Annotated in this window: 18 protein-coding genes; 6 read left to right on the top strand and 12 right to left on the bottom strand. The window is 57.0% G+C overall.

The window, feature by feature from the left end:
- Window positions 1-33: 33 nt before the first annotated feature.
- Both OZX64_RS05435 and OZX64_RS05440 read right to left on the bottom strand, forming a co-directional pair.
- Window positions 34-1,713 carry a CTP synthase gene (locus OZX64_RS05435; protein WP_277157261.1) on the bottom strand — a complete coding sequence of 560 codons (1,680 nt, stop codon included), beginning with the start codon at window positions 1,711-1,713 and terminating at the stop codon, window positions 34-36.
- A 140-nt stretch (window positions 1,714-1,853) separates the two neighbouring features.
- Window positions 1,854-2,123 carry a hypothetical protein gene (locus OZX64_RS05440; protein WP_277171891.1) on the bottom strand — a complete coding sequence of 90 codons (270 nt, stop codon included), beginning with the start codon at window positions 2,121-2,123 and terminating at the stop codon, window positions 1,854-1,856.
- A 499-nt stretch (window positions 2,124-2,622) separates the two neighbouring features.
- On the opposite strand from OZX64_RS05440, the gene OZX64_RS05445 reads away from it, so the two are divergent.
- Window positions 2,623-3,579 carry a hypothetical protein gene (locus OZX64_RS05445; protein WP_277171893.1) on the top strand — a complete coding sequence of 319 codons (957 nt, stop codon included), beginning with the start codon at window positions 2,623-2,625 and terminating at the stop codon, window positions 3,577-3,579.
- Between the two features lie 364 nt (window positions 3,580-3,943).
- Here OZX64_RS05445 and OZX64_RS05450 read toward each other — a convergent pair whose 3' ends face one another.
- The 3 genes from OZX64_RS05450 to aroC form a co-directional block, all read right to left on the bottom strand.
- Window positions 3,944-4,390, bottom strand: a complete 447-nt coding sequence (locus tag OZX64_RS05450) for a type II 3-dehydroquinate dehydratase (protein WP_277157260.1) — start codon at window positions 4,388-4,390, stop codon at window positions 3,944-3,946.
- A 116-nt stretch (window positions 4,391-4,506) separates the two neighbouring features.
- The gene (locus OZX64_RS05455; protein ID WP_277171895.1) at window positions 4,507-6,132 is read right to left on the bottom strand and encodes a bifunctional shikimate kinase/3-dehydroquinate synthase; all 1,626 of its coding nucleotides are present in this window, start codon (window positions 6,130-6,132) and stop codon (window positions 4,507-4,509) included.
- A 100-nt stretch (window positions 6,133-6,232) separates the two neighbouring features.
- Window positions 6,233-7,417, bottom strand: coding sequence for a chorismate synthase (gene aroC, locus OZX64_RS05460; protein ID WP_277171896.1), 1,185 nt, complete (start codon window positions 7,415-7,417; stop codon window positions 6,233-6,235).
- Window positions 7,418-7,514: 97 nt separating this feature from the next.
- On the opposite strand from aroC, the gene OZX64_RS05465 reads away from it, so the two are divergent.
- On the top strand, window positions 7,515-8,000 hold the full coding sequence (locus OZX64_RS05465; RefSeq protein WP_277171897.1) for a peptidase A24: 486 nt from the start codon (window positions 7,515-7,517) through the stop codon (window positions 7,998-8,000).
- Between the two features lie 430 nt (window positions 8,001-8,430).
- On the opposite strand, the gene mltG is transcribed toward OZX64_RS05465, so the two are convergent.
- From mltG to OZX64_RS05495, 6 genes are all read right to left on the bottom strand, one after another.
- Complete coding sequence (gene mltG, locus OZX64_RS05470; RefSeq protein ID WP_277171899.1) at window positions 8,431-9,612, bottom strand: endolytic transglycosylase MltG; 1,182 nt, start codon at window positions 9,610-9,612, stop codon at window positions 8,431-8,433.
- 25 nt (window positions 9,613-9,637) lie between these two features.
- Window positions 9,638-10,093, bottom strand: a complete 456-nt coding sequence (ruvX, locus tag OZX64_RS05475) for a Holliday junction resolvase RuvX (RefSeq protein ID WP_277157255.1) — start codon at window positions 10,091-10,093, stop codon at window positions 9,638-9,640.
- A gap of 8 nt (window positions 10,094-10,101) precedes the next feature.
- Complete coding sequence (gene alaS, locus OZX64_RS05480; RefSeq protein ID WP_277171902.1) at window positions 10,102-12,783, bottom strand: alanine--tRNA ligase; 2,682 nt, start codon at window positions 12,781-12,783, stop codon at window positions 10,102-10,104.
- A 209-nt stretch (window positions 12,784-12,992) separates the two neighbouring features.
- Window positions 12,993-13,229: a hypothetical protein gene (locus OZX64_RS05485; RefSeq protein ID WP_277157253.1), complete on the bottom strand. Its 237-nt coding sequence runs from the start codon at window positions 13,227-13,229 to the stop codon at window positions 12,993-12,995.
- Window positions 13,230-13,231: 2 nt separating this feature from the next.
- Window positions 13,232-13,663, bottom strand: a complete 432-nt coding sequence (locus OZX64_RS05490) for a DUF948 domain-containing protein (protein WP_277171903.1) — start codon at window positions 13,661-13,663, stop codon at window positions 13,232-13,234.
- A gap of 86 nt (window positions 13,664-13,749) precedes the next feature.
- Window positions 13,750-14,424: a phosphoglycerate mutase family protein gene (locus OZX64_RS05495; RefSeq protein WP_277171905.1), complete on the bottom strand. Its 675-nt coding sequence runs from the start codon at window positions 14,422-14,424 to the stop codon at window positions 13,750-13,752.
- A 381-nt stretch (window positions 14,425-14,805) separates the two neighbouring features.
- Between OZX64_RS05495 and trpX the strand changes: the two genes are divergently transcribed.
- From trpX to OZX64_RS05515, 4 genes are all read left to right on the top strand, one after another.
- Entirely contained in the window at window positions 14,806-15,897 is a 1,092-nt protein-coding gene (trpX, locus tag OZX64_RS05500) for a tryptophan ABC transporter substrate-binding protein (RefSeq protein ID WP_277171908.1), read from the top strand.
- Window positions 15,894-16,817, top strand: a complete 924-nt coding sequence (locus OZX64_RS05505; protein WP_277171910.1) for an ABC transporter permease — start codon at window positions 15,894-15,896, stop codon at window positions 16,815-16,817. The genes trpX and OZX64_RS05505 overlap by 4 nt, the downstream gene beginning before the upstream one ends.
- A complete protein-coding gene (locus OZX64_RS05510) occupies window positions 16,814-17,668 on the top strand; it encodes an ATP-binding cassette domain-containing protein (protein WP_277171912.1) in 855 nt (284 codons plus the stop codon). Before OZX64_RS05505 ends, OZX64_RS05510 begins: the two co-directional genes overlap by 4 nt.
- Window positions 17,669-18,001: 333 nt before the next feature.
- Window positions 18,002-18,391: a phage holin family protein gene (locus tag OZX64_RS05515; protein ID WP_277157241.1), complete on the top strand. Its 390-nt coding sequence runs from the start codon at window positions 18,002-18,004 to the stop codon at window positions 18,389-18,391.
- 149 nt (window positions 18,392-18,540) lie between these two features.
- On the opposite strand, the gene rpsD is transcribed toward OZX64_RS05515, so the two are convergent.
- Complete coding sequence (rpsD, locus tag OZX64_RS05520) at window positions 18,541-19,167, bottom strand: 30S ribosomal protein S4 (RefSeq protein ID WP_277144570.1); 627 nt, start codon at window positions 19,165-19,167, stop codon at window positions 18,541-18,543.
- Window positions 19,168-19,375: the final 208 nt, after the last annotated feature.

Genomic DNA, 19,375 nt, shown 5'->3' on the forward strand with positions numbered 1-19,375 from the left:
GAAGCGGAAGCAAGCATCGTCAAAGACCCGTTTTCAGTCCTCTTCAGACCCACTTTTCCGGGCTTCCTGATGGTCGAGCGCTGCTTTCACCAGACCTTGGAAGAGCGGGTGCGGCTTGGTCGGACGGGACTTGAATTCGGGGTGAGCCTGCGTACCGACATAGAACGGGTGCACGTCCTGCGGCAGCTCGACGAACTCGGTGAGCTCGCCGTCCGGGCTCTGACCGGAAATCTCGAGGCCCGCCTCCTGCAACGGCTTCTTGTAGGCCACGTTCACCTCATAACGATGACGGTGACGCTCGCTGACATTGGTGGTGCCATACAGCTTGGCGACCAGCGAATCCTCCTTCAACACGGCCGGATAGGCACCGAGGCGCATGGTGTGCCCCATATCGGAATTGGCGAGGATGTCCTTCTGCTCTTCCATCGTGGCGATGACCGGATTCTTGCAACCGGGCTCGAACTCGGAGGAATCCGCATCCTCAAGCTCAAGAACGTCGCGGGCATACTCGATGACCATGCACTGCAGGCCCAAGCAAAGGCCGAGCGCAGGCAGCTTATGCTCACGGGCGTAGCGCAGCGCGCCGATCTTGCCTTCGATGCCGCGGATGCCGAAACCACCGGGGACGATGATGCCGTCCATGTCGCGCAGTTCTGCGTCGGCGCCGGCTTCGCTCTCGCAAAGGTCGGCCGCAACGAGCTTGACGTTGGCCTTGGCGTAATTGCCGAAACCGCCGGCCTTGACGGCCTCGATGACGGAAAGATAGGCGTCGGGCAGGTCGATGTACTTGCCGACGATGGCGACGTTGACTTCCTGCTTCGGATGGTGCACGCGCTCCAGCAGATCGTCCCACTCGGCCCAATCCACATCGTGGGCGGACATCTCAAGGTAGCGGACCACATAGGCGTCGAGGCCTTCGTTGTGCAGAATCTTCGGCACGTCGTAGATGCTCGGGGCATCCACACAGTTGACCACGCCCTCTTCGTCCACGTCGCACATCAGGGAGATCTTGTCCTTGATGCCTTGGTTCAGCGGGCGGTCGCTGCGCAGCACCAGCGCGTCGGGAGTAATGCCGAGCTGGCGCAGGGTCATCACGGAATGCTGGGTCGGCTTGGTCTTCAGCTCGTGGGCCGCGGGCAGATACGGCACCAACGAAACATGCACGAACATGCAGTTGTGCGGGCCGAGTTCGCGCTTGACCTCACGCGCGGCCTCGAGGAACGGCTGCGACTCGATGTCGCCGACCGTACCGCCGATCTCGGTGATGATCACATCGACGTCGTCTGCGGCCTGGGCGCGCATACGGCTCTTGATCTCATTGGTGATATGCGGGATGACCTGGACGCACTGGCCGAGGTACTTGCCGGCGCGCTCTTTGTCAAGCACGGACTGGTAGATCTGACCGGTGGTCACGTTAGCCTTCTGGGAAAGGAACACGTCGAGGAAACGCTCGTAATGGCCGATATCCAGATCGGTTTCGGCACCGTCTTCGGTGACATAGACCTCACCGTGCTGGAACGGGTTCATCGTGCCCGGGTCAACGTTGATATAGGGATCGAGTTTCTGCTGGAGAACACGAAGACCACGACTACGAAGAAGACGACCGAGAGAGGATGCTGTCAAGCCCTTACCGAGGGATGAAACAACGCCACCGGTGACGAAAATATGCTTGGTGACATGCCCATGGGAACTATCATTATTATCTTTAACCATGGAACTTCAGTCTATCAGTGCCTATTGACCCGGCGTGTTCGTAGGCGTCGCCCTCATCACCCGCAAAATCGCCGAAATCCGCCGCAACGCCCGCTATTCTTCATCCCACTTGCCGACAGCCAGTGAATCTGTGAGAAAAACTACTGACCGGCTTCGGCCCTTTTCCTTTTCGCTTCTTCCATGGCCTTCTTCAATTCAACATTGTCCTTATCGGCCTGTCGCTGTCCGGCCCATGTCGAAACCGCACCGAAACAGGTCAGCACCAAAGCCAATCCATAGGTTCCGGGCCGTTGCAATTCCGCCGTGAAAGCACGCTCAGAGAAAACACCAAGAGCCAGCACGAACAGCACATACTGCACCAGCGTCAAAAGGACGAACCACAGCATCTTCTTCTTTTTCTTTTCAGACATCCTCGTCTCTCCTTCGATGATAAATGATATCAGAATAAGGTTAGCACAGAAGAAAGTGCATCGACGGCACAGTCGTTCACTTCAACTGTAACGTCATCATTTGAGCACTATTCCCAAACCACTGACGTTACACACTTCTAACTGTCATCAATTCGAGACTATTCGCCATATCCTGACACTTAGCGGTAGCAAACGTCACCAATTGAAGACTATTCGTCGGTTGCTGACATCTAGCAGCTACAACTGTCATCATTTGAGCAATATTCTCAGGAGAATGACAGTTACGCCAATCGAACCGGGAAACCAAACATAGACAGGGCCGATTCTGCTACCACGACGATGGATAGTTCAGGCAGGTACACCGTTACTGCCTACCTCAAATGTGGACAATTCTGGCACGTATGCCCCGACACGCCTCAAATGTGGACAACTCCTATCATTCGACCACAGTACCCGTTTGAGTTGGACTATCACACCGCGCATCCTCTATTCTGCAATCATGAGGCGCAACAAACGAATCGAATCGATGCTCGATCAGGCTGAAAAGAACGGCGAATGCCTGCCGTGCCGGGACAATCCGGCCTATCGCGCTCTGCAACGTAGGGCCAGCCGAAACGAACTGCTCTCTCCATATCCTTGCGTCTTTGTCCGACAGGAATTCTGGAATGGGCTCGATCCCTCGCGGCAGGACCTCGCGCTGGTCAAAGCACTTTCGATTTTGCACGAAAACTGGACGTTCACGGGGGTTTCGGCCGCAAACATTCATGGACTCGACCATAGTCACGCCTTACACAGGCGGCACAACATCTACATCGTGTCGACCTCGGGCAACTCGACGGGTCAACACGACAAACTCAAACGACTCTACATCCGCAAACCGCACGTCATCGCCATTCAAGGTGTCAAAGTCACCGACATCCCGCAGACACTGATCAGCATGGCTCTCACACACTCATTTTGCGAGGCTCTGCCCGTTTTCGACGCGGCCGCGCGAAGCGGAACCACGAAATCCGACATCCTGAAAGCCTGCAAAAACATGCGTGTCGACAAGACAGACATCAACAGGCTCATCTCATTGATGAACCCACTGAGCGAGAACAGCGGCGAATCACTGGCACGTGCGACCATGATCGAGCTGGGTTTCGTCGTCCCGCGCCTGCAAGTACCTTTCCGCAATCCTGATCCAAACCATCAGCCCTATCGCGCGGACTTCACATGGCAGCTGCCCGGTAATCGTTGTGTTGTCGCGGAATACGACGGGATGCAAAAGTATGTGATGCAATCGGGATTTTCGCGCTCAACCATTGAAAACAAGGTACACGAACAGCTTCGTCGCGAAACGGACTTGAAAGCCCAAGGTGCGGACCTTATCGTCCGCTTCCAATATGAGGACTTACTGCATCCTCAACGGTTGGAAGCAAAACTGGACGCGGCAGGAATACCAAAACGTACGTGAGCCGTCATCCATCTCGAAAAGTTGGAACAACTGCATTACTTTTTCTTAAGCAAGCACCACACTTGAACCGATGAAGTTCGATAACGTCAACAATCCGAGATTATTCCCGAAACACGAACAATTATCATCCCTATATGGCCATAATTGAGGAATAGTCGCAGATTATGTCCAATAAGCGCATATTATCGTCATGATTTCAGCACTATTCCAAAAGCAGGAACGATAACCCCACAATCAGCTGCAATCATCGGCCCATATCCGACATTGCTGCCGATAGAGAAAAGCCAAAACCATCTTCCGCTGCGCCGGCTCATGAGCTGCCGCATCAAGCTTTCTGCATGACCAGCTGCGTGCCTTCTGCTACCTACTGCTCCAGCAGATGAGCGACGGCGTCGAGGGCGAGCTTGTAGCCGTAGAAGCCCATACCCGTGATGGTACCGGTGGCTACCGGGCTGATGACGCTGTACTTGCGGAACGTGTCTCGTGCGGAAGGGTTGGAGATATGCACTTCCATCAGCGGCAGTCCGGCGTCGGTGACCATTTTCGCGGCATCGGAAAGACCATAGCTGTAATGGGTGAACGCGGCAGGGTTCATCACCACCGGAGTCTTCTCGTCGACTGCCCGATGCATCCAGCCGATGACCTCGGCCTCATCGTCGGACTGGCGCACTTCGACCTCCAGGCCGAGTGCACGACCCCATTCGGTGCAGTCCTTGCGCAGGGTCTGAAGATCCTGACGCCCGTAGATATCGGGTTCACGTACTCCCAGACGCCCGAGATTCGGTCCGTTGACAACGATTACCTTGGTCATGATTTTATCCTTTGTGTTGAAATGATGAATGACATATCGCAGGTCGATAGATACGTGTTCGGCAAATGGTGAAATATCAACGTTTCTCAGACCCATCTACCGACTTGCGATAGCGCTCAACTGCGAATACGCTTAAACGCCTCCACGAGCGCATCCATCGGCGGATCCTCAAGGTGCATCGGATGGCCAACACCGTCGAGAATGACGAAACGCAGGGTGTTGCCGCGAGCCTTCTTGTCCTTGTGCATCAACGCGAGCACATCGTCCCAATTCCCGCCGTCCCACGAGATCGGCAGACCAAGCGAGGAGAAGATCGAACGGTGCAGGTCGACGGTCTTCTGGTCGATGTGGCCGAGAATATGGGAGAGTTCCGCTGCATAAACGCAACCGACGGCCACCGCATTGCCATGGCGCCAACGGAAATGTTCGAGCTTTTCGATGGCGTGGGCCAGTGTATGCCCGTAGTTCAGGAATTCACGCAGGCCGGCTTCTTTCAAGTCATTGGAGACATGGTAGGCCTTGACGCGAACGGTGCGCTCAATGAGTTCGGCGACCACATCCTCGAGTGGTGTTCCGAGAAAATCGTCACCATTGAAATTGCGCAGTTCCGCGGCATGTTCCTGCAAAATGTCAAGAATCGCGGTGTCACGGATAAACCCGGACTTGGCCACTTCCCCGAGCCCCTCGGTGAAGATATCCTGTGGTAACGTCTTCAACGCACGCAAATCGGCGAGCACACCGGCAGGGGTGTAGAACGAGCCGACCAGATTCTTGCCTTCGTCGGTGTTGATACCGGTTTTGCCACCGGTCGAGGCGTCTACCATCGCCAGCAGAGAGGTCGGGCAGTTGACGTAACGAATGCCGCGCATCCAGGTCGCCGCGATGAAACCGGCTAGGTCGGTCGCGGCTCCCCCGCCCAGGCCGACAATGGCATCAGAACGCGTGAAACCGATTTCGCCGAGCCTCTTCCAGATGGTTTTGGCCACGTCGATGGTCTTGCCTTTCTCAGCGTCGGCAATGACCATGTCGTAGACTTCATAACCTGCCTGGCGCAACAATGCGCGCGCCTGATCTGAGTGCCGCTGGACGGGTTGGGTATGAATCAATGCCACCCGTACCACGTCTTGCCCGACGACTTCCCGCAAACGGTTCAATGTGCCTTCACCGATGCAGACGTCATAAGGTTCGATTCCCGAACCGGTGACATGAACAATGCGTTCCTGAATCATATTGCTCAGCTTTCTTGCCGCCACACGCGGCGTCGAACCATGGGTGTGCACCTGCAGATTGGATATTTCGCGGAAAACGGGGTCGCGCTCTTCGTAGAGCTTCATCCAGCGCTTGTCGGCGTTACCTTTGAGCATCGGCCGGTTTCCGCCGCGTGAGGCGCGTTCCATGGCCTCGTGCTTGTCGGCTTGCAGGTAGACCAGTTTGCCACCGGCGGCGGCGTAATCGATCAAGGCGTCACGGGTGGACTGCGTCATGGGGGCCCCGCCGCCCAACGCAAGCAGACCGTCAAACGAAACAAGCAAATCGGCGATGACATCGGCTTCCAACTTTCGGAATTCGGGTTCGCCGTATCGTTCGAAATACCGGGGAATCTTCATACCGGCCTCATGTTCGATCTCGATATCCGCATCGGCGAAATCGACATCGAGCATCTGCGCCGCCTCACGTCCCACACGTGTCTTACCAGCACCGGGCATACCGATGACCACGGCAAGCGGACGATGACCACTCATGATTGTTGCACCTTGTCTCTCTTAACTCTACGTTTCTCTGTGTTGTTACCTATCCTAATTTCGCATGCCCCAAGCACGCCACGCAGACACGAGATGGCAATCAACGCATATGCTCCGGCCAGGAATCAAGATAATTACGTGCATTGCGGCGCGTTTCCTCAACGCTGTCACCGCCGAACTTGTCAAGAACGAATCCGGCCAGCGTCAAACGCACCATTGCCTCGGCTACGACCGAAGCGGCGGGGACCGCGGTGGTGTCGGAACGTTGGTTGATGGCCTTGGCCTCCTCGCCGTTGGCGACATCGACGGTGCGCAAAGCACGAGGAATTGAGGGAATCGGCTTCATCGCGGCCCTCACCCGGATCGGCTGGCCATCGGACATACCGCCTTCGGTGCCGCCTGAACGGTTTGAATAACGCTCAATATGGCCATTGTCATCCACAAACATCTCATCGTGGGCCTCGGAGCCAAACCGGTCTGCCTCGAGGAACCCGTCACCGACTTCCACGCCCTTGATGGCCTGGATGCCCATCAGCGCGCCAGCCAGTGCCGCATCAAGCCTGCGGTCGCTCTCCACGTATGTGCCCAATCCGGCGGGCACACCGTAGGCGATGACTTCGACCACGCCACCGAGCGTATCGGCGCGGGATTTGGCCTCGTCGACCTTGGCCATCATGCGTTTCTCCGCATCCTTGTCGAGCGTACGCACCGGCGAGGCATCGAGCGCTTCGACATCTGCAGGCGTCGGCAAAGTGCCGGTATCGGCCTTTTCTCCACCCAAGGCGACCACATGGGCAACCGTGCGAATGCCTACACTCTGCTCAAGGAATTTCGCTGCCACGGCCCCCAAAGCCACGCGGGAGGCCGTTTCTCGGGCGCTGGAACGTTCAAGCGCGTTGCGGGCGTCGTCGAACCCGTATTTGCGCATACCGGTCAGGTCGGCGTGGCCGGGACGCGGACGGGTCAGCGGCTCGTTGCGTCCGGTCGGCGGCAGATCATGGTCAAGCGGGTCGGCGCTCATGACCTCGGTCCATTTCGGCCATTCGGTGTTGGCGATCTCGATGGTCACCGGCGAGCCCAGTGTCAAGCCATGTCGCACACCGGTGAGCATGCGCACCTTGTCCTGTTCGAACTTCATGCGCGCGCCACGTCCGTAGCCTAGACGCCGCCGCGCCAGCGCGTCCACGACATCCTGCGAGCGCACCTCGACACCGGCCGGTAGGCCCTCGATCATCGCGACCAACGCCTCACCGTGCGACTCCCCTGCCGTCTGCCAACGCAACATGCTTACTCCTTGCCGAACATGGACGAACCGACCAAAGAAAAATCAAACCTTGAAATTTCCGCGTTTTCGCGCTTTCCATTCGTCGAATCATGGGTTTATGAACTATCTTACCGATATGGCCTACATTGCTGCACTCCCGAGTCTGATCTGCGGACTGGCGCTTGCGCTCGAAGACATCCGCCGTTTTCGCGTGCCCCGAGCATGGGTGGCGCTGGGAGTGTTGATACAGTTGGCCGTCTTTCTCGGGCTAGCCATAGTCGAACGCAATCCCGCCAAAGCTTTGCTGCCGCTGGGATATGCGCTGTTATCGGCATTTATTCAATTCCTGCTCTCCCGGCTGAAGCCCGGCGCTCTGGGCTTCGGAGATGTCACCGCATCGTTCCTGGACGGACTTGCCGTGGGCTCGTTCGGACTGATGCCCTACCTCTACTGGTGGCTGCTCATGGGCGTCTTAGGATTACTCTGGATTCTCCTCTGGCCCAAAATCGCCAAGCCCTTATCTCCCACCCACTCATCAAAAGCTCCGTTCGTCCCCGTCATCGTATTCGCAGGAATCATCGCAGCGCTTTTAGCAGCTTTATAGTTATTGCGTGTCTGATTATTTTTTAAGTTGCGTTCGGCGGTTGGTCGTGGATTGGCAGGATATGTAATGCTTCGGAACCCTCAAGGCCGGTAGGCCAAGCTTTATTCCTCAGCATCACATATCCTGCCAATCCACTCATGTAGGTCAGAAACCTTACGTAATCAGTTAATATTTTTATACGAAACATAAGTGGATTTGCCGGGATATGCGATGTTCGGGCGTAAGACATGGCCGAGCAAAATCAAAGATTTCGCCTTCGCGCGAGTCACGCGCTCACTTCGCCTGAACAAAGCCCACAGGGCTTTGTCCTTAACGGCTCAGCCAAGGAGCGTCCCGAGCATTGTATATCCCGGCAAGTCCACGACCAACCACTTAAAGTAACTGAATTACGATACAGAACCCAAAATTTCAATATTAAATAAAAATAAAATCAGTTGGCGTTTTGGTTTTGGGTCTTGTATTCGTTGCGAATCTGGGTGAATTCGTCTTGAGTGGCGACGAACTTCGTCTCGCCGGTCTGCAGGTTCGTGGTGACGAAATAGAGCCAATTGCCGGGCGTGGGATTCATGGCCGCCTTGATCGCTTCGTCTCCGGGGGAACTGATCGGCGTGGGCGGCAAGCCCTTGTTGACACGCGTGTTGTACGGATCAGAGGCATCGCCCAGCATCGCGTTGGTCAGTTGGCTTGGCTTGACGTTCGCGCCGTAGGCGACAGTGGAATCCATCCCCAGAGCCATGTTCTGACTGAGCCGGTTGACGATGACACGCACGACCTTGCCGTAGTATTCCGAACGGTTCACCTCGGATTCGGCGATGGAGGCCATGTTGAGGATGGTTTCGCGTTGCGCCCCGGTCGGCACTTTCAGATCGTTGAGTTTGGCCACGCGTTTATCTACGATCTGTTTCAAAATAGAAGAGGCGGTGCTGCCTTTCTTCTTCACATCGTAGACGCCCGGTTCAAGCCAGCCTTCGAATTTGCCTCCGGCTTCGGCGGGAAGGATGCCCTGGCCACCACCGGCAATGATCGCGTCGAATTGTGACTTGTCGATACCGGAAAGCTGCGCGGCTTCCGCTATGGCCTGCGAGCTGCGTTCCCCGGCCTTGACTTCCAAAAATCCGGTGGCTTTGGTTCTGTCGGACAGTATCTTCACCGCTTGAATGGATGACATATGTTTTTTGAGCTGGTACATGCCCGGATAGAGCGTACTGTTGTTGGCCGCGACCGTACTGGCGAACGTATCCGCATTCTTGACCACATCGGCCTTGACCAGATGCGCCGCGATCGTGGCGACGCCTTCACCGCTTTCAACGGTGAACCAGACCTTACCGGTGCCGGGGCCTTGATAATCGGTAGAAACCTCTTGGACGGTGTCGACGCTGATATGACGAGCCACCGATCGCAGACCGAAGAAGCCACCGCCGCCTACAATGAGCACAGCCACTACGACAATCGCCGCAATGGCCATCCGCCGGTGACGTTGCTGCCGTTTGCGTTGTCGCATCTCATGACGCGACCGAGGAGGAGACTTCGGCGGCCGGGCATCAGAAGAAGAACCAGTGGAATCCACCCACTCGGCGTTCGTGTCGAAAAGCTCGTTGAAGTCTTCTGGCATGAATTCCCTCTCTGCTTCAGGACCGTCAGTGACGTCCATCCAAAGCCGACTGAAGAATGACAACCGCCGACTGCTGATCGACCACCGGCCTGTGATTTCTGCTTTGAACGTTGGCTTGGCTCAACTGGTGGTGTGCGCTCACGGTGGTGAGACGCTCGTCCTGAAGTACTATTTCAGGTACCTTGTCTATTGTATAATCCTCGCTCTGGACGGCTACTCCAAGGCGCTTGGCAAGGTTTGCGGCCCAACGTCTGGCCTTTTTGGCACTTTTCCCGGCTTCTCCGCTCAGCAATAAAGGCAGGCCGATGACGACCCTATCGATATCGGGGTGCCCGTCAATGAAGTCCACGACCTCATCCAAGGCACGGAACGAATCACCGTTGGCCGCAATATTGCCTTCCGGGTGCGCGAAGGAGAGCTCAGGGTCGCTTAAAGCCAAGCCGACCCTGGCATCTCCCAAATCAACACCTAACCACGTCATAGGAGGTTTCAGTCCTTGCGCACGGCCTGACGCAGAGCCTTCAACGCCTCGTCGATCTTGGAGGCATCGGCACCGCCGCCTTGGGCGAAGTCCGGCTTACCGCCGCCACCGCCGCCAAGAACCTTGGAAGCTACCCGCACGAGGTCCCCTGCCTTGAAACCGGCCTTGCGCGCCTCGTCGTTGGTTGCCACGGCGACCATCGGCTTGCCCTGTTCGTTGACACCGGAAAGCGCGATGATCGCGGACTTTTTATTACCAATCTTGGTACGGATATCCATCACGGTCTTGCGCAACGCATCGAAGGAACCGAAGTGGCCAACGTTGGAGGCTACCAACTCCACAGAGGCATCAGCATCGGCTTGTGCCTGTGCGATCAGGGCCGGCACCGCGGCCTCGAGCTGGGATTCGTAGAGCGCGTTCAGGCGCTGGTCGGCTTCCTTGACCTTCGCTTCAAGGGAGAGTACACGGTCGCGCAGCTCCTCGGGACGGACCTTAAGCTCGTCGGCAAGACTGGAGACGGTCTTGTGCTGCTTGTCGTTGTATTCGTAGGCCTTCTTGCCCATGAACGCCTCGATACGACGCACACCCGAACCCACCGAGGACTCGGAAGTGATGACGAATTCGCCGATCTTGCCGGTGGCGTCGAGATGGGTGCCTCCGCACAGCTCACGGCTCCACGCGTCCTCGCCGATAGTCACCACACGCACGCGGTCGCCGTATTTCTCGCCAAAGAGGTGCATGGACCCGAGTTTGATGGCTTCCTTGTAGTCCATCTCGACCATGGTGACCGGCAGATCGTCGCAGGCGCGCTCAACGACGCGGGCCTCGACCTTGTCGATCTCCTCGCGGGTCATGGCGGCGGGCCACTGGAAATCAAAATGCAGATAATCGGGAGCCACCAGCGAACCGCGCTGGGTCGCCTGCTCGCCGAGCACCTCACGCAGTGCCTTGTGCAGCATGTGGGTGGCCGTGTGGGAACGGGCCAGGCCGCGACGGCGTTCCTCGTCGATGGTGGCATTGACCTTCTCGCCGACGCTGAGTTTGCCTTCGGTAAGCCTGCAGCTGTGCACAATCAGGTCCTTGATGGGCTTCTGCACATCATCGATCTCGAGCACGGCACCGTCGTCGGAAATCATCTCGCCTTCATCGGCCAGCTGTCCGCCCTGCTCCGCGTAGAACGGGGTGCGGTCAAGCACGATTTCGACATTGGCCGGGCCTTCGATGCTTTGCACGCTGCCCTTGCCCTCCTCGAAGATGCCGAGGATGGTCGAACGGCTGGAATGGTCTTTATAGCCCAGGAACTCAATCGGCTTGTCAAGGGTCTTCTTGAAATCGTCGTAGACGCTGACATCCACGTTGTGGCGCTTCTTCAGCGCGTCGGCGCGGGCTCGGGACTTCTGCTCGTCCATCAGCTCACGGAAGCCCTTCTCGTCGACTTTGACGCCCTGTTCCTCGGCCATCTCGCGGGTCAGCTCGATGGGGAAACCGTAGGTGTCGTGCAAAGTGAACGCGTCGTGTCCCGAGATTTCGGCGTCTTCGGTCTTCTTGGCCTTCTTGACGGCCGTGTCCAGGATAGTCGTTCCGTTTTCGAGCGTGCGGCGGAAGGTGTCCTCCTCGCCGTATGCGGCTTCGGAAACGTCGTGGAACGTGTCGTTCAGTTCCGGATAGCTGGGCACCATAGCGTCCTTGGAGACCGGGAAGAGCGTGGGCAGCACCGGCTCGTTGACACCGAGCATCTTCATGGAACGTACGGTACGACGCAGCAAACGACGCAGCACATAACCACGGCCGACGTTGCTGGGACGCACGCCGTCACTCATGATCATCAACGCGCTGCGCACGTGATCGGCCACGACGCGGAAGCGCACGTCGGATTCCTGGTCTTCGCCATACTTGTGACCGGAAATCTTCTCAGCGGCCTCGATGACCGGATAGATCTCATCGGTTTCGTAGATGTTCTGCTTGCCCTGCAGCAGGTAGGCCACGCGTTCGAGGCCGGCACCTGTATCGATGTTCTTGTGCTCGAGCTCGCCGACGATGTGCAGGTCGGTCTTGGACTTGACGTTGTCTACGGCGTAGTTTTCGAAGACCAGATCCCAGATCTCGATGTAGCGGTTGTCATCGGCGCTGGGACCGCCCTCCTTGCCGTATTCCGGACCGCGGTCGACGTAAATCTCGGAGCAGGGGCCGCCGGGGCCGGGGCCGCCGGTGGTCCAGAAGTTGTCTTCCATGCCAAGGATCTCCATGTGCTCGGGATCCATGCCTTCATTGGCCCAGAGGCTGCGCGCCTCATCATCGTCGGTATAGGTGGTGACCCACAGGGTCTCCGGGTCGAAGCCGAGGCCGCCCTTGTCCTGCGGGGTGGTCAGCAGATCCCATGCATAATGAATCGCTTCGGCCTTGAAATAGTCGCCGAAGGAGAAGTTGCCGAGCATCTGGAAGAACGTGCCGTGACGGGTGGTCTTGCCGACCTCGTCGATATCAAGGGTACGCACACATTTCTGGTTGCTGGTCACGCGCCTCGACGGCGGGGTCTGTTCACCCAAAAGATATGGAATGAACGGTACCATGCCGGCGATGGTGAACAAGGTCGTCGGATTCGGCGAAATCAATGACGCCGAGGGAAGGACCAGATGGCCTTGACTCTCGAAATAATGTTGGAACCGGCTGGCGATTTCAGAGGTGCGCATACTTGCTGCTGCTCCTTGCTTCCTTCGCAACGAAACTGTTGCGATTCTAATAATCACATTTACATGAACAACCTGATTGTCGGCAACCGATCGCTCGGCTCCCGACATCTCGAAGCGTGTTCTAAAAAATATTGGACTGTATCTATTGTATTGCCGCGGCTTGCACTCGTGTGGAGATCCACAGGCCACGAACGACGTCGAACGGAAAATCAGCCGAGCTTGTCGGCGTATTGCGCGTTCAGCTCCTGCTCGCGTGCCAGACGCGTGGCATTGAACTCATCGAACAGGCCGCGCAAGGAACGTTGCATCACGTGGTCCTGATCGGGACCGAGCACGAACTGCCGCGCCTTGTCGGGGGTATTGGCCCGCACGTAGGCTTCGGCTTTGGCGACGGCGACCACACCGATGACCACGCCAAGGGATACCCAGAACATTCGTTTGACCATCGTTACTTACTCCTTGCCGCCGTTTGTTTAGCCGACGCGTCCGTGGCCTTGGCAGCGGCACCGTCCGAAGGGGACCCGCCTTTCTGATGCACGAAACTCTGGGCGGTCGACTTCAAGGCATAGAACGACGAGGCCAGTTTGATGACCGGCTTACCCAGGAACGAGCCATAGAGATCGGCCAAAGCCCCGATATTGCCTGCGGTCGTGGAAGCGGCCGAGGAGATCTTGTTCACGTCCTCAAGCGATTTGTTGACCTGACGCACGGTGGTGACACCCTCGTCAAGCGCCGGAATGGCATGATCGCCGGAATCCTTGACGGTCTGGGCAAGCTGGTCGAACAGTTTGCCCAACCTGATGAGCGGATAGATCAGGAAACCGGCCAGCACAGCGAATGCTATGGCGGCGATAAGCCCTGCGATGTCCCCAATACTCATGTAAGCCTCTTTCCGATACAATCCCTAGACATTTTCAGCCATAATAAAACTCAAGATTACCCAACGCCAACGACGCTGAAAGAGAATCACTGATTATAGGCCACGACCGTCACTGCGGATTCAATAGGCTTGGCTGTGTCGAAATCGAGCGAGGTGACACTGCCGTTGGCCGGCCGCTCGGACAAATCGTAACCTGGACCTGCGAAACGGTGCATCAGACTCAGCAGCGTATTGCCATGCGAAATCTGGAGCACGTCGTCGCCATCCTTGAGATCGGGGTTGGTCGCTATCAGAGCGAAACCGCCTTCCACGCGCTTCCAATATTCCTCGTCACTTTCGGCGTCATGGAACGGGTCGGCTTCCTTCAGAAAATCCCTGGTACCTTTCAGTCCGTATTGCTCCACGATCTGGTTGTAGGTCTTGGCACCGTGCGGCGCTCCGGCTGCCCACCACGCCATGTTCATGTCCTGACCTTCGAAATACCCGTAGAACTGCTCGCGGAAATGCATGTCGGCGACAAGATTGGGACGCCCATGGCCGTTTTGCTCGTTGATGTCAAGAATGCACGCAGCGGTCTGTTCGGCCCTGGTCGTGTCGGAGCAATAGGCTGCGGCGAAATCGATGTCTTTGAGTTTCGCACCCGCCTTGTCCGCATCGGCGATGCCGGACTGGGTCAACGGTGAATTCGACCAGCCCTGCAGACGGTTATAGCGATTGAAATAGGTCTGCCCGTGGCGGACCAGATGAAGATGCAACAACATGCCTTCATTATCGCACAGTGCCTTGTCTCATTATATGAACGTCGGATTTGCGCTGTACCGGCGTCCAGATATGTTTAGAACTAGTTTTACTTGCATCGAAAGGAGCAGCCGACATGATTTCGACTTTACGGCTCCCGTTGCATTTTCTTTGGCATGGCTGGCGCGACTAACACAAGCTGTTACGTATCCAGAATTTAATATCGTGCCTGCGCCTTGACGTCATCCGTTTCCGCGACATTCATAAGTCGTTTTATTGCGGTTTTGTAATGGAAGATCGAATCACCGTTGTGGTTTATTCGGTGTTTTTTGTATTTTTAGATACAGGGAACAATCTCACTTGGCGTGGGCTTACCAACCAATCGAAAGAGCAACAGGAACGCTATGAGCAACGAAAACCACCAAACCTCGCACGGCAAGGCGCTGACCGCGACCATCATCGTCATCGCCCTCATCCTCGTAGGAGGGTTCACCTACGAACTCGGCAGACGAGCCGGTATCAAAGAAGCATCCGGCGGCAAGGCCACCAGCCAATCGGTACAGTCATCGGCGGGCTCGAAGGACGGCATGAAGCGTGTCGGCATCCTCCAATACGTCAGCCACCCGGCCTTGGACCAGATCCATAAGGGCGTGGTCGACGAACTGAAAAAGGAAGGGTTCGTCGAAGGCAAGAACATCCAGATCTTCGACCAGAACGGACAGGCCGACCAGAGCAAGCTCGCCACGATGAGCGAGCAGCTGGTCAACAAGAAGTCCGACGTGCTGGTCGGCATCGCCACCCCCGCAGCCCAGGCGTTGGCCAACGCCACCACTACCACCCCGATCGTGCTGGGCGCGGTCACCGACCCCGTCGCCGCAGGACTGGTCCACGATATGAAGGCTCCCGGCAAGAACATCACCGGCGTCTCCGACCAGCCGCCGGTCGCCGCCGAAATCAAGCTCGGCAAGCAGCTGATTCCCCAGGCCAAGACGGTCGGCATGCTCTATGCCTCCACGGAGGTCAATTCCAAGTCACAGGTCGAAACCGCTTCAAAGGCGGCTGAAGCGCTCGGTTTGAAAGTCGAGAAATTCCCGGTGCCGTCGACCAACGAAATCGCGCAGACCGTGCAGGTGATGAGCGATAAGTGCGACTTCATCTACACCCCGCTCGACAACACCATCGCCAACGCCATGCCCACGGTGACCGAAGAGGCCAACAAGAAGGGCCGGCCTGTCATCAACTCGGTGGACACGATGGTCAAACAGGGCGGATTGGCGACCATCGGCGTCAACCAGTACCAGCTCGGCATCCAGACCGGCAAGATGGCCGCCCAGATCCTCAAGGGCAAGGGCAAGCCGGCCACCATGCCCGTCTACACCTTCTCCACCGGTGACACGATCATCAACAAGGAGCAGGCGCAGCACTTCGGCATCACCATTCCCGCCGATCTGCAGAAGAACGCCAAGCTCGTCACCACGGAGGTCGGCAAGCAATGATCATCTCATCGATCGGCCAGGGCATGCTATGGAGCATGCTCGGCCTCGGCATCTTCATGACCTACCGTATCCTGGGCTTCCCCGATATGACCACGGAAGGCTCGTTCCCGCTGGGAGGCGCGGTGTGCGTCGCGGCCATCACCGCTGGCGTCAACCCGTTCCTCGCCACCCTGCTCGGCGTTTTGGCCGGCATGTGCGCAGGCCTGGTGACCGGCCTGCTCTACACGAAAGGCAAGATTCCAGTGGTCCTCGCCGGGATTCTGGTGATGAGCGCACTCAATTCCGTCATGCTCTTCGTGATGAAGTCCCCGAACCTTTCGCTGCTGAATCTTCCGAAAATCCAGGACGTCTTCATTCCGCTAAACCTGCCGACGAACTATGACACCGTTTTCATCGGACTGTTGGCCGTGGCCATCGTCATCGGCCTGATGTCGCTGTTCTTCAACACCGAGTTCGGACAGGCCTACATCGCCACCGGCGACAACGAGTCCATGGCCAAATCGCTCGGCATCCACACCGAACGGATGACCAACGTCGGGCTCATGATTTCCAACGGGCTCATCGCGCTTTCCGGCGCGTTGATCTCCCAGCATGACGGCTACGCCGACGTGAGCAAGGGCGTGGGTACCATCGTCATCGGCCTCTCCTCCATCATCATCGGCGAAGTCCTCTTCGGTGAGCTTTCCTTCTTCCAGCGCATGCTCGCCACCGTGGTCGGCAGCATCATCTATCAGCTGCTGATTCTCCTGGTCATCCGCCTCGGATTCGACACCACGTATCTGAAATTCTTCTCGGCGGTCGTGCTCTCGCTGTGCATGCTCATCCCCCAGTTCAAACGCGCCTTGCATCTGACCACGGGATTCGAGAAATACTTCAAGAAGAATGACGTTGTGGAATCAAGCGGAAAGGCTAACGCATGAAAGACGAGACGATGATACAACCCGATAACAACGCCGCCACCCTGACTGCCAGTGAGACCGAAACCCAGGAAGCCACCGACCCCAAGGATATCCGCCTTGCCATCGAACACTGCACGGTGAAAGTCAACAACGGCATGGACGACACCAAGGAAATCCTGATCGATGCCAACCTCGCCGTCAAACCGGGCGATTTCATCACCGTGCTCGGCGGCAACGGCGCGGGCAAAAGCACCTTGTTCAATGTCATCGCCGGCGGCATCCACCCCACTACCGGACATGTTTTGCTCAACGGCGAGGACATCACCTCAAGCTCGCAGGTGGCGCGTGCGAAGTACATCGCCCGCGTCTTCCAGGATCCGAAAATGGGCACGGCCCCGCGTATGACGGTTGCAGAAAATCTGTTGCTCGCCACCCGTCGCGGCCAGACCCGTCGCTTCAAAATGCGGGAGATGGCGGCAAATCATGACCGCTTTTACGAGCTGTGCAAGGGAATCGGCAACGGACTCGAAGAGCACCTGAACACTCCTGCCGGCAACCTTTCCGGCGGACAGCGTCAGGCGCTGAGCCTTATCATGGCCACCATCACCAAGCCTGACCTGCTGTTGCTCGACGAGCACACCGCAGCCCTCGATCCGAAGACCTCCAAGCAGCTCATGGCCATCACCGCCAGCACCATCGCGGAGCAGCAACTGACCTGCCTGATGATCACGCACCGCCTTGATGACGCGTTGAAATACGGCAACCGCCTCATTGTGCTGCAAAAGGGCCAGATCGTCCGCGACCTGAATGCCGAGGAGAAGAAGAAACTGACCATGGCCGACTTGCTCGAATTCTTCGAGGACGGGTTCTAAAAACGGGAATCATCAAACCAGCCTACGGGTATTCGTTCAAAACCGCCAAACCTCCGAACGCTATTACTCGTGGGCTGGTTTTATACCCTCATCCTGTATTGACTGTTGTTTCCCGACTTTTGCCTTCTTTCCATCCACAGTCTTCTCGGCCTGACTGAGACCAAACGAACAACTGATAATTACACGATCAAACACACGATACCGGCCACAACATCATTGCCGAGCGAAAAGCTGACTTCCACCATCCGAATTCGATTCAACCAATGGCGAAGTGCTTGCAAACATTCTGAAAACAGCGGTCCGGCAACACTGTTTCTTTGCCATACTGGTCTTATGACACGATTCTTTACCCGTTGGATCATCCTGACCATCGCCGCTGCCGCGATGGTGCTGCTCATTCCCAGCATGCAGCCCATCGGTACTCCCCCGATTCTGGGCATCGCCGTGTTCGCGCTGTTTCTGGCACTAGTCAATGCCGTCATCCGTCCGATTCTCAACGTGGTCACGCAGGTTTTTGCCCTTCCGCTTTCGATCATGTCGCTGGGTCTGATTTCGATCATCCTGCTGCTGATCGTCAATTGGCTGTGCATGCGTCTGGCCTCATGGCTTGCGGTATCGCTTTTCGGCGTAGGCGTTTACATTTCCGGCTTCTTCGCCTCGATCATCGGCACCATCATCATGTCGATCGTCTCCGCCATCGTCGATTCCGTCATCGGCGAGTAACCGCCAATTAATGGTCTCGCCTACGATAATCTTGCGATGAACAGACTCAAACCTTAGCAATAATTTATCCCGGCAACGCCAAGGGCCCTGTGAGCTTGAAACTCACAGGGCCCTTGCGGTATGTCCTTTAAAGGAATGGGATTCAGAAATCAGCGAGCGTAGAACTCGACGACGTACTGAATGTTGACCTCGACCGGAATCTCTTTGGTTTCCGGCTTGCGGGTAAGAGTCGCCTTGAGCGAGGCGAGGTTGACGTCCAGGTATCCGGGGACGGCGGGCAGCACATCGCGGTGCACGCCCTCAGCGGCGATCTGGAAGGGAACCATGGTCTGGCTCTTCGGCTTGACCTGGATGGTCTGGCCGGGCTTGACACGGTAGGACGGACGGTCCACCACGTTGCCGTCGACCATGATGTGGCGGTGCACGACATACTGACGTGCCTGGGCGGTCGTGCGGGCAAAGCCTGCGCGAAGCACCAGAGCATCGAGACGGGTCTCGAGATCGACGAGCATTGCATCGCCGGTCTGGCCCTTGGTGTGGGTGCCCTTTTCATAAGCTGCACGAAGCTGCTTCTCGGAGACGCCGTACTGGGCGCGCAGACGCTGCTTCTCGCGCAGACGAACCGCGTAATCGGATTCGGTGCGGCGACGCGTGCGGCCATGCTCACCAGGAGCGTACGGACGCTTCTCGAAGATGCGCTGAGCCTTGGGGGTCAGTGCGATGCCGAGGGCGCGCGAAAGACGCACCTGACGGCGAGAACGCTGAATGTTAGTCATTCTGTTGTTCCTTTGTATTCTGTCGTTATCTGAACGGAACGCGATTCTTTTTCAAGAACGCGCTGAGCCGGGCCTCTCCAGTGCTTCAAGGCGCCAAGCGCCAACGATGTTCTCGTTTTGCCGGGCACACCGCCGACCCACTGATGGGCTAAGACTCCAGATAATGCCCGCCTTATGGCAGACACAAGCTCTTATTTTACCCGCAGGG

This window comes from Bifidobacterium sp. ESL0704, from assembly GCF_029392075.1.
Taxonomy (GTDB): domain Bacteria; phylum Actinomycetota; class Actinomycetes; order Actinomycetales; family Bifidobacteriaceae; genus Bifidobacterium.